The 13,420-nt window shown below is 52.8% G+C and carries 14 protein-coding genes; 10 read left to right on the top strand and 4 right to left on the bottom strand.

The window, feature by feature from the left end:
• The first annotated feature begins 7 nt into the window (after positions 1-7).
• From fabK to CLOEV_RS16410, 9 genes are all read left to right on the top strand, one after another.
• On the top strand, positions 8-955 hold the full coding sequence (gene fabK / locus CLOEV_RS05615; protein WP_008711258.1) for an enoyl-[acyl-carrier-protein] reductase FabK: 948 nt from the start codon (positions 8-10) through the stop codon (positions 953-955).
• Complete coding sequence (gene fabD, locus CLOEV_RS05620; protein WP_034442439.1) at positions 952-1,905, top strand: ACP S-malonyltransferase; 954 nt, start codon at positions 952-954, stop codon at positions 1,903-1,905. The genes fabK and fabD overlap by 4 nt, the downstream gene beginning before the upstream one ends.
• Positions 1,898-2,635 (top strand): 3-oxoacyl-[acyl-carrier-protein] reductase, encoded by a 738-nt coding sequence (gene fabG / locus CLOEV_RS05625; RefSeq protein ID WP_034442441.1) that lies wholly within the window; start codon positions 1,898-1,900, stop codon positions 2,633-2,635. Before fabD ends, fabG begins: the two co-directional genes overlap by 8 nt.
• 83 nt (positions 2,636-2,718) lie before the next feature.
• Positions 2,719-2,970 (top strand): acyl carrier protein, encoded by a 252-nt coding sequence (gene acpP, locus CLOEV_RS05630; RefSeq protein ID WP_008711266.1) that lies wholly within the window; start codon positions 2,719-2,721, stop codon positions 2,968-2,970.
• A gap of 55 nt (positions 2,971-3,025) precedes the next feature.
• Positions 3,026-4,282, top strand: a complete 1,257-nt coding sequence (gene fabF / locus CLOEV_RS05635) for a beta-ketoacyl-ACP synthase II (RefSeq protein ID WP_008711267.1) — start codon at positions 3,026-3,028, stop codon at positions 4,280-4,282.
• 2 nt (positions 4,283-4,284) lie between these two features.
• Positions 4,285-4,977 (top strand): ribonuclease III, encoded by a 693-nt coding sequence (rnc, locus tag CLOEV_RS05640; protein ID WP_008711269.1) that lies wholly within the window; start codon positions 4,285-4,287, stop codon positions 4,975-4,977.
• A 65-nt stretch (positions 4,978-5,042) separates the two neighbouring features.
• Positions 5,043-5,579: a hypothetical protein gene (locus CLOEV_RS05645; RefSeq protein WP_034442445.1), complete on the top strand. Its 537-nt coding sequence runs from the start codon at positions 5,043-5,045 to the stop codon at positions 5,577-5,579.
• A 579-nt stretch (positions 5,580-6,158) separates the two neighbouring features.
• Complete coding sequence (locus tag CLOEV_RS05650) at positions 6,159-6,986, top strand: IS110 family transposase (protein WP_169732199.1); 828 nt, start codon at positions 6,159-6,161, stop codon at positions 6,984-6,986.
• Positions 6,925-7,395, top strand: coding sequence for a transposase (locus tag CLOEV_RS16410; protein ID WP_169732200.1), 471 nt, complete (start codon positions 6,925-6,927; stop codon positions 7,393-7,395). The genes CLOEV_RS05650 and CLOEV_RS16410 overlap by 62 nt, the downstream gene beginning before the upstream one ends.
• 118 nt (positions 7,396-7,513) lie before the next feature.
• Here the strand turns inward: CLOEV_RS16410 and CLOEV_RS15875 are convergent, their stop codons facing one another.
• Positions 7,514-8,176: a hypothetical protein gene (locus CLOEV_RS15875; RefSeq protein WP_156938370.1), complete on the bottom strand. Its 663-nt coding sequence runs from the start codon at positions 8,174-8,176 to the stop codon at positions 7,514-7,516.
• The gene (locus CLOEV_RS15880; protein WP_051484917.1) at positions 8,121-8,759 is read right to left on the bottom strand and encodes a helix-turn-helix domain-containing protein; all 639 of its coding nucleotides are present in this window, start codon (positions 8,757-8,759) and stop codon (positions 8,121-8,123) included. Before CLOEV_RS15880 ends, CLOEV_RS15875 begins: the two co-directional genes overlap by 56 nt.
• A gap of 768 nt (positions 8,760-9,527) precedes the next feature.
• On the opposite strand from CLOEV_RS15880, the gene CLOEV_RS05660 reads away from it, so the two are divergent.
• Positions 9,528-11,057 carry an S-layer homology domain-containing protein gene (locus CLOEV_RS05660; RefSeq protein ID WP_034442448.1) on the top strand — a complete coding sequence of 510 codons (1,530 nt, stop codon included), beginning with the start codon at positions 9,528-9,530 and terminating at the stop codon, positions 11,055-11,057.
• A gap of 76 nt (positions 11,058-11,133) precedes the next feature.
• Here CLOEV_RS05660 and CLOEV_RS05665 read toward each other — a convergent pair whose 3' ends face one another.
• Both CLOEV_RS05665 and CLOEV_RS05670 read right to left on the bottom strand, forming a co-directional pair.
• A complete protein-coding gene (locus CLOEV_RS05665; RefSeq protein ID WP_034442451.1) occupies positions 11,134-11,898 on the bottom strand; it encodes a hypothetical protein in 765 nt (254 codons plus the stop codon).
• Positions 11,899-12,050: 152 nt separating this feature from the next.
• Entirely contained in the window at positions 12,051-13,415 is a 1,365-nt protein-coding gene (locus tag CLOEV_RS05670) for a porin family protein (protein ID WP_008709819.1), read from the bottom strand.
• Between the last annotated feature and the right edge of the window lie 5 nt (positions 13,416-13,420).

Here is a 13,420-nt window from a genome sequence, read left to right on the forward strand (position 1 = left end):
AGGTTCGATGTTTGAAAATAACCCCGTAACAAAACTGCTGAAAATTAAATATCCCATCATCCAGGGCGGAATGGCCTGGGTCGCGGACGCGGACCTCGCCGCGGCTGTCAGCAACGGCGGCGGCTTGGGAATAATCGCGGCGGCGAACATGCCCCCAGAACTCCTGGAACGGCAGATAATAAAGATCCGCACTCTGACCGACAAGCCCTTCGGGCTCAACATAATGCTGATGTCGCCTACGGCCGACGACGCGCTTGAACTTGCCGCCAGGCATAACGTTCCCGTCGTCACTACGGGGGCGGGGCTGCCGGGCAAAGTGCTGGAAAAGCTCAAACCGCTCGGCACGACGGTCATTCCGGTCGTAGCCTCCGTTTCGCACGCTGAGCGTATCGCCAAACAGGGCGCCGACGCCGTTATCGCCGAGGGCACCGAAGCCGGCGGGCATATCGGCGAGATCACGACGATGAACCTCGTCCCGCAGATCGTTGACGCGGTGGATATCCCCGTGATCGCCGCCGGCGGCATCGCCGACGGACGGGGCGCGGCGGCGGCGTTCGTGCTGGGTGCCTCCGGCGTCCAGGTGGGGACGCGCTTTGTCTGCGCCGAAGAGTGCAACGTCCACATCAACTATAAGCAGAAGATAGTCAAGGCCAACGACCGCGCGACGGCGGTGACGGGCCGTTCGCTCGGGCATCCCGTGCGCGCGATAAAAAATAAATTCATCAAGCAGTACGAAGAGCTTGAAAAAAGGGGCGCGCCGGCGGAGGAGCTCGAGGCTCTCGGCGCCGGAAAACTGCGCCTCGCCGTCGTCGAGGGAGACACCGAGATGGGCTCCCTGATGTCCGGACAGTCCGCGGGACTTGTCCGCGCCATAGAGCCGGCGGCCGTCATTATTGAGAGCATCGTCTCTCAGATGAACAACATCTTTTCAGAAATGACGAGGTATAGCAGATGAAATATGCGATGATATTTCCCGGACAGGGCGCTCAGCGCCCGGGGATGGGAAAAGACATCTACGACCGTTACGTCTCGGCGAAGAGGATCTTTGACGAGGCCGACGAGGCTCTGGGATTCTCATTGAGCGACATAATATTCAACGGCACCCCGGAGGAGCTGGCCCATACGAAAATAACCCAGCCGGCCATCCTCACCGTCAGCGTCGCTATGCTCCGGGCGCTTGAACAGGAACTGGGGACCGCGGTGGAACCTGCCTGCATGGCGGGGCACAGCCTCGGCGAATACACGGCCCTTGTCGCCGCCGGGTCCCTGTCGCTGACAGACGGCGTGCGCCTTGTCCATAAACGCGGCGGCCTCATGCAGGATGCCGTTCCGCTCGGAATGGGCTCGATGGCGGCGATAATAGGGATCGAACTCTCAGACGTCAGCGCGATCTGCGCCGAGGCGGCGCAGGGCGAGGTCTGCCAGGCGGCGAATATCAATTCCCCGACGCAGATCGTCATCTCCGGACACGCGGGAGCGGTTGCCCGCGCGGTCGCCCTCATCGAACAGAAATACACCGCCAAGGTCGTGCCGCTGAGAGTGAGCGCCCCCTTCCACTGCGACCTTATGCGGCCGGTGGCGGACAGGCTGAAAGAGGCATTCAAAAGCATCGAATGGCATGAGCCTAAGTTCCCCATCATCGCGAACGCCAACGCCCGTCCGGTACAGAAGATCCCCGCCGTGCGCGAGGCCCTTTACAACCAGACCTTCTCGCCGGTCATGTGGTCGCAGTCGGTCCTCGAGATGGAGAACGAGGGCGTCGAGGGTTACATCGAGCTCGGCCCCGGCAGCGTCCTCTCCGGGCTTGTGAGAAAAATATGCAAAGGCAAACGCCCATATGCCGTTTCGAACTCGGATGAGCTCATGGCGGCCGCCGAATATCTGCGAGGCGCGAACAATGGATAAGAGGATCGCGCTGGTGACCGGAGCGGGCCGCGGCATAGGCCGCGCCATCGCCCTTGAACTCGCGAAGGACGGCTGCGCGGTGGCCGTAAATTACAGCCGCTCCGAAGGCCCCGCAAACGAAGTCGCGGCGGAGATAAGGGCGATGGGAGGCGAGGCGGTGGCAGTCAAAGCCAATGTTAGCGACGCCGCCGAGGTGAAGGAGATGTTCAAGCTCGTAGCGGAACAGCTCGGAGCCGTGAACATCCTCGTCTGCAATGCGGGCATCACGAAAGACAACCTTCTCATGCGCATGAAAGAATCCGAATGGGACGACGTCATAGACACGGACCTGAGTTCGCTCTTCTATTGCGCCAAAGAGGCGGTGCGCCCGATGCTCAAAGGCCGCTGGGGCCGCATCATCGCCATCACCTCGGTAAACGCGCTGCGAGGCGGCGCGGGGCAGTGCAACTACGCGGCGGCAAAGGCCGGCATGATCGGATTCATAAAGAGCCTCGCGCGCGAAGTCGCGGCGAAGGGGATCACCGCCAACGCGATCGCGCCGGGCTTCATCGAAACAGACATGACGGCCGTGCTCTCGGATGAGCTCAAAGGAAAATTCGTCGAATCGATACCGGCGGGCCGCGCGGGAACGCCGCGGGACGTGGCCGGAGCCGCGGTCTTCCTTGCTTCGGAAAACGCGTCTTATATACAGGGACAGGTCATCGCGGTTGACGGCGGCATCACAATGTAGTAAAACGGTTATAAAGTCGGATACAGGCTTTTGACATAAACAAAAAATCAAATTACGAACAATCGTAAAGGAGAGACATAACAATGAAAATGGAAGAAGTACAGAGCAAGCTGAAGGAAATAGTCATGGACCGCCTCAACGCGGAAGAGGATCAGATCAAGCCGGAAGCCTCATTTGTTGAGGACCTCGGCGCGGATTCGCTCGACATCGTCGAGCTCATCATGGGCATCGAAGAAGAATTCGACATCGAGATCCCCGACGAGGACGCCGAAAAGCTGACGACCGTCGGCGAGGCGATGGAATACGTTAAGACGAAGCTCGCGGTCGAAGACTAAGAAATGCGTTGGGGGACTGCCGCTGCGGTCCCCCCTCTTACACAGGAGGGAGCCTATGACGCCAATGAACAACAGAAGAGTGGTAATCACAGGTTGCGGTGCTGTTACCCCAATCGGAATCGGGAAAGAAGAATTCTGGAACGCCCTTGAGCGCGGGGAAAACGGCGCGGATTTCATCACACAATTCGATACAGCCCAGCACACCACAAAAATCGCCGCCGAAGTAAAAAATTTCAATCCTGAAAACTGGCTTGATAAAAAAGAGGCGCGCCGCACAGACCGCGTCATACACTTCGCGGCCGCTGCCGCGGACCTGGCGGTAAAAGACGCGGCGCTTGACATAGAAAAACTTGACAGCAACATGTTCGGCGTTTACGTAGGAAGCGGAGAGGGCGGCATCCACACGCTTGAAGACAACGCGCTGGTCCTCTATGAAAAAGGCCCCAACAGGATCAGCCCGTTCATGGTGCCGATGATGATCACTAACATGCCCGCCGCCTACATAGCTATCCGCGTCGGCGCGAAGGGGCCGAACATGGCCGTCGTGACCGCCTGCGCGAGTTCGATAAACAGCATGGGCGAGGCATACAACTGCATAGTGCGCGGAGACGCGGACGTAATGCTCACCGGAGGCGCGGAAGCCGCCGTGTCGCCGCTTGCCACGGCCGGATTCGCCTCGCTCAAGGCGCTCTCAAACAGGAACGACGACCCTAAACACGCCTCGCGTCCCTTCGACTCCGGGCGCGACGGCTTTGTGATCGGCGAGGGCGCGGGAATACTGGTATTCGAAGAATACGGGCACGCCAAAGCCCGCGGCGCGCACATATACGCCGAGGTCGTAGGCTACGGCCTCTCATGCGACGCGCACCATATCACAGCTCCCGATCCGGACGGCGACGGGGCCTGCCGCGCGATGGCGATGGCCGTCAAAAAGGCCGGCTGGCAGCCCGAGGAAATCGACCTCATAAACGCGCACGGCACATCGACGCCGCTCAACGATAAAATGGAAACGATGGCGATAAAGCGCCTGATGGGCGAAGAGGCGGCGAAAAAAGTCCTCGTGCATTCCACCAAATCGATGGTGGGGCACGCCCTCGGCGCCGCGGGAGCGATCGAGACGATCGCGACGCTTCTCGCCGTTGAAAAGGGGATCGTGCACCCGACGATAAACCAGATAACTCCCGATCCCGAATGCGGCCTTAACACCGTCCCCAATAAGGCGGTAAAGGCAAAGGTCGACCGGGCCATCATAAATAACTTCGGCTTCGGCGGACACAACGGCGTACTTGCCATCCAGAGCTGCAAAGACTGATAATGAAGACGGACAAAGGGCGCGAAGAACTTCTTCGCGCCTTTCAAAAAAAACTGCGCTACCAATTCAATGACACGGAACTTCTCCAGGAGGCGCTGACCCACTCGTCATACGCCAATGAGAACGGCGTGAAATTCAATGAACGGCTGGAATTTCTGGGCGACGCCGTTCTGGAACTCGTCACCTCCGACAAACTTTTCTCCTCATACCCGGACTACGACGAGGGCCAGCTCACCAGGCTCCGCGCCAGGATAGTCTGCAAAAACAGCCTGAGCCTCTGGGCCTCTGAGATGGGGCTCAAAAACCTCATCAGAATAGGCAAAAGCCTGGTGAAATCAGGACCGACCGACTCCGTCGCCGCCGACTGCGTGGAGGCGCTCTTCGGCGCGATATTCCTTGACGGCGGGTTCCCGAATGCGGTCGAAGCGGTCTCGAACTTTCTTGACACCAAGCCCGAGATATCGGGGGCGGCGGTCATAAAAGACCCCAAGACCGAGCTGCAGGAATACTTCCAGCGGCAGGGGATGGATGTGCCATGCTACGAGACGATGGAACGCACCGGGCCGGAACACGCGTTAAACTTCAAAGTAAGGCTCGCTATGGGAAACAAAATACTGGCCGAAGCCTGGGGCGCGTCGACCAAAGAGGCCGAATTCAAAGCCGCGGAAGAGGCGCTGAAAAAGATACGCGCGTGAACCCCTTCCCGTCATGCCGGCGATCAGCGGGAGCTAAAAATACTTCAGGCAGAGACCGCGGTTTCGTGATCGTCACGGTACTCATATTAGGCGGCGTGCTCCTGACCTTCGCGGCGCTCGCCCTCCAGACCGCGAGGGCGATGTTCGACGAAGACACTGCCGCCGCCGGGCGGCTGAGAATCGAAAACGCCGCCGCCCAAGCCTCGGCGCTGGCCGAAGAGTGGTTTCGAGTCAGCATAAAAGACCTCGCCAAAGAAAATACCTTCGCCCTTTCAGCCGAACCGCAGGACGATCCCACGATAGAACTTTCCCCTGGATTTTTTCAGATAATGACCGAGGAATACCGCAGCTGCGGATTCTCCTGCCAAACAATAGACCTTCACTACACCGACAAATTCGCTGCCTCCGCCGACAAACTGCGTATCCCGCGCATCCCGCCCGTTGAATTGCCGGACGGTTCCATTGAGAGAGCCTACATACAAAAGGTCGCCGTTACCCCAAATGAAAACAAAAACGCCGCCTACACCCACACAAAAAGCCTGAGAGCGATAAAAGACGCTTCGGGCGATATCCGCTGCGTCGTAGTCGGCGTGACGGACTAAACGCGTTATCCGTCCCGATAACTTACAAACCGTGCCCGTATAAAAAACACTTAAAGATCAAAAACAAACAAATCAGGGCGAATGCGTGAACAGCGATTTGCCAAATTGAAAGTGAACGGTAAACAGCGATTTAGCGGGCATCCACAAAAAGCCGTTTGTCGATATTCAACGATTTTGGTTTAGATTTTGCCCTTGCCTCCCTCGCCGAGGGAGGTGGCCCGAAGGGCCGGAAGGAGTTTTGACCTTGGGTTGTGCTTTGCTCTTGATCTTATCATCTTCCGCTTCTTCCGCGGCTGTCGCCGCGGGCTCCGTTCGGCGCGAAAACCGCGCGCCAAACGGAGCAACACTCCTTCCGTCATGACGCGGAAAAACACCGCGTCATGCCACCTCGTATAATAAGTGCAGTCGTTGAAGGACAGGGAAAACTCAAGAGCAATCCTGTACAATAAACGACTAACGCTGTGGACCGGTTGTGCCACGTACCGCACGACGGTTTGAGGGAGGATCCGGCCACGGCTTTTTGCTTGAATGGTGATGAGTCAGATACTGCGCGACAGTTTATATCTATCGAGGTTCCATATGCAAAAAGACCGTGGGTTACAGCGTATCTTAATTGAGAAAGATGGTTTTATTATGATCTATGTCGGCATCGACATCGCTAAGAATAAGCACGACTGTGTTATTCTCAGCGATCACGCTACTTGCCTTCGTCCTTGCTTCTCTTTGAAAAACAACTCTCAAGGCTTTGCTCTGCTAATTAATGCCATCAAAGAGGCTTGTGGCGGTGATTTCAATCATGGAGAAGTGAAAGCAGGGCTTGAAGCTACCGGACACTACGCTCACAACATAGTGGCTTTTCTAAACTCTAACGGTATTGATACCACAATATTCAATCCTTTTCTGGTAAATCAATATCGTAAATCACGTTCCCTGCGCAAGACAAAAACCGATAAGGCTGATGCCATGCTCATCGCTGAGCTTTTGATATCGACGGCCGCAAACCCTGCAACTTCATCTTACCACAATCAGGAAATGAAAACACTATGCAGGTATCGTTTTAGTCTCGTAAAACAGCGCAGCAAGCTCAAAGCTGACATGTCACGCTATGTCGACCTCTTATTCCCAGAACTTGGTTCTCTAGGCTTAAACCCCACTTCCTCCTCCGTCATGGCTATGTTAAAAGAACTTCCCGGTGCATCATATATTTCTATTTGTAATATCTCCCAGCTCACAGATACCCTCTCAAGCAGCTCTCGTGGAAGGTATGGAAAAGAAACGGCTGAACAGGTTAAAGCAATGGCGAAAGAATCCATCGCCACGGCCAATAAAGCGTTTGTCATACATAATGTCGGATACAATAGAGCAGATCTGCCTGCTAAACAAACGTATTGCAAAAATAGACGGTGAACTGAAAAACGAGGTTGAAAAATCTGGGACAAAACTTACCTCTATACCTGGAATAGGCTTTTGTATAGCTTCCGTGATATTAGCGGAAATAGGGGATATCAACCTCTTCTCATCTGCAGACAAACTTCAGGCATTCGCGGGACTCGACCCATCCACATTCCAGTCAGGAAACTTCACGGCAAGCCACACCCACATGGTAAAACGCGGCTCTGCATATCTGCGATGGGCGATCATGCAGGGTGCTCGCTTATGTTCTCTCAACAATCTAAAGTACAAACAATATTTGGACAAAAAAATAAAGGAAGGCAAACACTACAATTCGGCTTTAGGACACCTATCTAAAAAACTGATAAGATTGATATTCCATTTACTGAAAGAAAATGAAGAATATGATCCAAAAGTAGCTTAGCCGTAAAAAACAAGAACGGGACTAGAGATAAAACATGTCAATAGCCAGAGAAAAAGTCACCCCAAATGGTCAAAGAAAATGTCACTATTCCTTTGAATTATGGCATCATCCTTGGTAGTCACATTTGTAGATCTGCCCCGCCAGGGGTGGTCTGAAGCAGGTTTGTGTGGTGACACAACACCTGCTTTTTCTTTGAATCACTATGGGTCGCTTTTTTCGGCATCTCCACCTGTTTCATCAATATAGCCCTGTCGTTACGCATGATGTATATCTCTCCTTTAACGGTCTGTCTAACTTCAACGGTGCTTCCTGGAGTCATGTATATACTGCCGTCAACCGGAATATATATCCGACTGTTGTAAGATATAGTGTTTCCGCCGCCTATCTTTCTTTCACAGCGCAGAACAAAGACCAGATCCAGATCAATTCTCTTGTCGAATTTGAGATACACAGAGTTTTCTACTTTTGGTTCAACGGAAAATCTGGCGTTGTAATCATCCAGAAAGAGTGGGAGGAAGCTATTAGCCTCTTCAATGTTCCTGATTCCATTGAGCCTGAGTTCCGCCGCAAGCCTGTCCTGAAAAGTATTCCACAGCCGTTCTATACGTCCTTTAGCCTGGGGCGTATTGGCAAATATCTGCTTTATGCCTAAATCATTCAGTGCATGGCCAAAATTCGACAGGTGAATTGATACGCCTTTCAATTCGTCTTCGAGGGTCAGCTCCTTAGGAGACTTGAATTTTCGTGTGCCTGTCGCTGTAAATATAAAGGGGCAGTCCATAATCCCTTATACCCATCTTTATAGCCTCCGCATATCCGACAAAACATTCACTCTCTATGAAGAATGCACCGGTAACAATACCTGCGGCATCGTCCATAAAAGCATGCAGGGTTGCTACTATCTCCATCTTTGCCAAACCACTTATGGCTGCTCGCGTCTGTCTGCCATAACATGCCGGACGATTCCTTCCTTTGCCTCGGACGATGTGCTTTGGGCTTTTATTTACCGACCTCTTACTCCTTATTCCCTCCAACTTCAGAATACGAGACACCGACGACCGGCTGATACTGATACATTCCCTTTCATTAAGATGTTCGGTAAAATGAGAGATATTAAAGTCATAATACCTTTCCTTAAAAAGACTCACTACCTCCCCTCTGATCTCATCGGTAATCGCATGGACGGGATTCCTACCACGATTACCGTGAACCAACCCTTGTGCTCCTTCCTGTAAAAACTTCTTCTTGATTCTGATAAACTGCCTGACGCAAACACCGAGCAGCTCAGACGCATCTTTGTTAGTCAATCCTCCTGATAATGCGATACTCAACACCTCAACGCGCCTTACTTCCTTCTTCGTCATTGTCACTAGCTCCTGGCTCATAGTGACATTTTCTCAGATCTGTTATGGAGTGACTTTATCTCTGAGCAATAACAGACTAGAGATAAAACATTGCCTTTACAGAGGCTTAGTATTACTTTGATAGTATCTGCTGTTTACAATTATAGATACTTTCTCTTTTTTTTTGTTTAAGGGCTTGACTTAATATAGTCAGTCTCCCTCGGCGAGGGAGGCTTTAAAAGCATAAATCGTAAAAAATGTGCGGCTGCCACCTCTGGTGTGCCTACCAGCCGATTCGCACAAATCAGAAAAACTCTGATTTGGCTCCCTAGCCGCCTCGCCGAGGGAGGCTTTTAAAGCGTAAATCCCAGTTTACCTTTCCTCTTCGATTTATCCTACTATTAGTAAAGATAGTAAAGGCAAATTACATGGTTTGACAAAATAGTTAGACAGTGCTAACATAACCACCGCCATATGTTAGCAAAGACTAACTATAGGTTATTTATCGGCGTTGTTCGGCACCTTGAAAATAGAAATTTTTACTTTATTTATATTTCGCGGCTGCCAATCGCTTAGAATCCCGTAACTTCCAAAGGCTGAAAAGAGAGGTGAAACCGGCCAGAGCCACTAAGGGTGTACGGATTTTAAGGCGGGAGAATGATATGACGGCTGATGTCTGAGAACTAATCAAGGAAACATTGGAATCTTGAACTTGACCCGGACCAGCCCCTCACAAAAATTCTTTCGCTCTATAGAAAACTCAGAGACAACCAGGAGGGTTGCAGTGTAATGAAAAAAATTCTTGCAGTAATCGCAATGATCGCATCTATGGCAATGGCCGTTCCTGCAATGGCGGCGACAAATCCTTTTATGGATGTTCCGCAGGGCCATTGGGCCTATGACGCGGTAGGCCTTCTCGCTTCGCGCGGCATCGTGTCGGGATATCCTGACGGTGCATTCAAAGGCGCGCAGCCCGCGACACGTTATGAGATGGCGTCTGTGGTAGCGCGCGCCCTCGTGGCGGTCGACGCTGACAAGGCCAGCAAGCAGGATCTTGAACTCCTCAAGAAGCTCGTCATGGAATTCAAAGACGAACTCGACGCCCTCGGCGTGAAAGTCGACAAACTCGACAAGAGAGTCGCGGTCCTTGAAGACGGTGTCGGCGGATGGAAGATCCGCGGGACATTTATGTTCGACGCGAAGTTTGCCAACGACACCGACAACGGGCAATACTATTACAACGAAAGCAATAAAAAGAACGACTTTGAAAAAGAGCAGTTCCGTCTCTATCTGACGAAGCAGATCGACGAAAACACATACTTCTACGCCGAATACCGTACTGGCGCCGACGACGCGGGAGATGACGTCAACGGACGCGGCGACCTGCAGCACATGATGTGGTCGCATCTCTTCTTAGATACCAAGCTTCCGTACGATATCGGATTCCGCGTCGGGCGCTTCACCGTGGACTTTGAAGAAGAATACGGCCTCTACACCGACAACGACGCCGTCTTCGGCGACTTCCGCACGGATGGCTTCCGCCTCACCAAGCAGTGGAGCAATTTCAGGGCGACGGCGGTCGTCGGACGCAACGACAATCTTGGTATCGACGGCATGAACGACAGCGGCAGCGGTACCCACATGACATATGTGCTTGACCTCAACTGGCAGCCCGGCGAGAAGTTCTTTGCGGGCGCGACCGGCTACTGGTTCGACGACGATTCAACGCCCGACACGGCCGGCGATCTTGGAGTCAAAAACTACGGTCTCTATGCCGGTTATAAGTTCACCCCGGCGGTCGAACTGAAGGGCATCTACTACTTCCAGGATCTTGGCAAAGACGTCTCCGGCGCGGCGTACGAAGACAGCCCGAAAGCGTGGAAAGCCGTCCTCGACGTCAAGCAGGATCTTCTCAAATTCACCGGGCTCTGGATCGAATATTCACAGCAGGACAACACCTTCCTCGGCTACAACGACCGCTATTCGATAGGCGGGGGAGCCTATGACCATGTCGGCAGAAACATGGAATACGCAAACCCTTACGGGACCTCAAAGTGGTGGTTTGTGAAAGCCGACCAGCAGTGGAACGACAAGTGGAGCACCTTCATTCGTTTCGCGAACGTCGGCTACGATACCGCGGGGCTTGACGACGCGACGGAGTGGGGCCTTGGCGTTGGTTACCAGTACACGCCCGCCATCGGTTTTGAGCTTGCCTACGACCAGGTCGACCACGGAGACAACGGCTGGGCCGTCGGTGATCCCGAAGTGGCGCGCGGCAAGGACCATGTCGTCCGCTTCCGCACGACCATCAATTTCTAAACGTTCAGATACATTAAAATAAAAAGAGCAGAGACTCGCGAGGGCCTCTGCTCTTTTTCATATTGTTATGGTTCTGTCATTGGACCTTTGCGAGCTCGTCCAGCCTTGACTGAATGGTCGAGATCTCGCCGTTGATGGATGCGAGCTTCGCCTCTTCCTCGGCCTTGTCCTTGCGAAGCTTTTCGAGACGCTTGATCAGGCGGTCGGTCTCAATACGCGCCGCGGTCGTGCCTTGATATAATTTTTGCGGGGCGTCGTCGGAGACATCCCAGATGAACCTTGTCGGCTGCCCTTTGGTAATTGTGGGAGCGACGGCGCTGCGCAATTCCAGCGTGACGTTTTTCACCCCTTCCAAGAGGTCCCTGCCTGTCTTTTCGTCATAACGCGGAAAATATACGAGACCTTCCTTCCTGCCCTGGAATTTAAAGTTTAACCGTTTGTCATAGTCTACCGGTTTATAACTTTTGTTTTTTATTTGCAGTTTGACCATGATGTCAAATGGCCCCATATGCATTGTCTCGGCATTGTTATTAAATTCTATTTGAATTGGAATCATCTCGTCTAATTTTAGGGCGCTGAGGAATTTATATTTATAATCCTCGGCCTCCTGCTTAGTCCAGAGGTTTGCTTCCGCCTCTTTCTGTATATAAGCCTCTATAAACTCGGCTGAGTAGTATGTGGCCTTTATTTCGAGGTTGCTGAGCTTGTCTTCTCCCGTATACTTACGCGATTTCGTCCATCGGTCGAGAATCTGTCCAAAGCTGTCTGCGCTGGCGAACGGTATCGCCAGCAGACTCAAAAGCGCCGTGATAAGCAGGATGGGTATTATTTTTTTTCTCAAAAGAGTTTCCTCCAGTCTGATTTGCATTGCTTTGATAAAGCCGGTAAAAATAGATCGATGGTTATGAGAAAGCCTGTGCTCTTAACAAAACAGAGGCCCAAAGGGCCTCTGTTTTAGAGTTGTTAATTGTTTTTGTTCAGCAGATCGTCCAATTAGAAATTGATCGCTGTGCGGAACTGGAATACGTGGTCTTTGCCGTCTTTGAAATCGTCGCCATGATTAAAGATGTTGCCATCTCCATAGTCAACGCAGTCGTAGGCGAGACGGAAAGCGATGGCGGGCGTGTACTGATAAGTTACGCCAGCGCCGTAACCCTTCGCGTCATCAAGGCCGGTCGTGTCGAAATCAGCCTGCTGATAACGGAGGTAGCTGCTCCACTTGTCGTTCCATTTCTGGTCGGCATAGATGAAGAACAACTTCGTTGTACCGTCGTTCCAAGGCATATTGTCGGAGATCGAAGCGGCGTTTGCGGAATTGACGCCGAAGCTGTAAGGATCTCTTACGCCGTTGAAGGTATTATCCTGCTGCTGATATTCAAAGCGAAGCCCTGTGAACTTAAGCAGATCCTGTTTGACAGCAAGGGTTGCTCTCCAAGCCTTCGGGCTATCTTCAAAACCACCTGCAATCCCTTCATCGAGGTCCTGCCAGTAGTAGGTTCCCTGGAGGGCGACGGCCGGTGTGAAGTTATAGGACGCATAGACGCTGTAGGTGTTGTAATCCATATCCTCCATGGCCGCGAGGTCGCTGTCATCCTTAACCCAAACGCCGTTGGCGCCAATAAAGAACTTTTCATTGGGCTGCCAGGTAAGGTCAAGGGCGTAGTGCATCTGAGCTGTATCATAAAGATTACCACTATTCATCACAACGTCACCAGCTCCGTTTATTCTGTAAGCAGGAGACTTGTAAGCGCCGCTGAACGTGTTGCGTCCAATAACAGCCTTCGCGGAGAAGGTGTTCCATGTCTTCGTGAACTGGAAACCGTCTACACGATAGTCGCCGTAGATGGCGTCGTTGTCGATGTAGAGATCGTGGTCGCCTTCAAAGTCGAGGAAGAAACGCCCGACGCGGTAACCTACGCCATAGGGAAGCACTGTGTCGACATAGACCTGACGGATATTGAATCCATCGACATCTCCATAACCGCTCTTACCGCCGGAACCTTCGCTGCCCGCGCGGAACTGGGCATAGAAGCTGGTGGTGTCGCTGATCTGCTTGGTGAGCGTCAGACGGAAACGGTCTTTCTCAAAATCTGTGTCGAGTCCGTTCGATGTGTAAGCGCTTCCTGCCTGATCTCCGCCGGCGAAGTTAGCGTCAAACCAGAACTGTCCGGAGAGCTTCCATCCGCCGAGACGATCTTCAAGAACCGCAACGCGCTTGTCAATTTTGTCGACCTTCACGCCGAGTGCGTCGAGTTCGTCTTTGAATTCCATGACGAGCTTCTTGAGGAGTTCGAGATCCTGCTTGCTGGCCTTGTCAGCGTCGATCGCCACTAGGGCGCGCGCTACTACTGACGCCATCTCAT

It is taken from the genome of Cloacibacillus evryensis DSM 19522, assembly GCF_000585335.1.
Lineage (GTDB): Bacteria > Synergistota > Synergistia > Synergistales > Synergistaceae > Cloacibacillus > Cloacibacillus evryensis.

Bases quoted from the DNA above. Each gene is read 5' to 3' on its own strand.
- fabG (WP_034442441.1), top strand. From the start codon at position 1,898: ATGGATAAGAGGATCGCGCTGGTGACCGGAGCGGGCCGCGGCATAGGC.
- CLOEV_RS05670 (WP_008709819.1), bottom strand. From the start codon at position 13,415: ATGGCGTCAGTAGTAGCGCGCGCCCTAGTGGCGATCGACGCTGACAAG.
- CLOEV_RS16410 (WP_169732200.1), top strand. From the start codon at position 6,925: ATGTCGGATACAATAGAGCAGATCTGCCTGCTAAACAAACGTATTGCA.
- CLOEV_RS05660 (WP_034442448.1), top strand. From the start codon at position 9,528: ATGAAAAAAATTCTTGCAGTAATCGCAATGATCGCATCTATGGCAATG.
- acpP (WP_008711266.1), top strand. From the start codon at position 2,719: ATGAAAATGGAAGAAGTACAGAGCAAGCTGAAGGAAATAGTCATGGAC.
- CLOEV_RS15875 (WP_156938370.1), bottom strand. From the start codon at position 8,176: ATGGACTGCCCCTTTATATTTACAGCGACAGGCACACGAAAATTCAAG.
- fabF (WP_008711267.1), top strand. From the start codon at position 3,026: ATGACGCCAATGAACAACAGAAGAGTGGTAATCACAGGTTGCGGTGCT.
- CLOEV_RS05650 (WP_169732199.1), top strand. From the start codon at position 6,159: ATGCAAAAAGACCGTGGGTTACAGCGTATCTTAATTGAGAAAGATGGT.
- rnc (WP_008711269.1), top strand. From the start codon at position 4,285: ATGAAGACGGACAAAGGGCGCGAAGAACTTCTTCGCGCCTTTCAAAAA.
- fabK (WP_008711258.1), top strand. From the start codon at position 8: ATGTTTGAAAATAACCCCGTAACAAAACTGCTGAAAATTAAATATCCC.
- CLOEV_RS15880 (WP_051484917.1), bottom strand. From the start codon at position 8,759: ATGACGAAGAAGGAAGTAAGGCGCGTTGAGGTGTTGAGTATCGCATTA.
- fabD (WP_034442439.1), top strand. From the start codon at position 952: ATGAAATATGCGATGATATTTCCCGGACAGGGCGCTCAGCGCCCGGGG.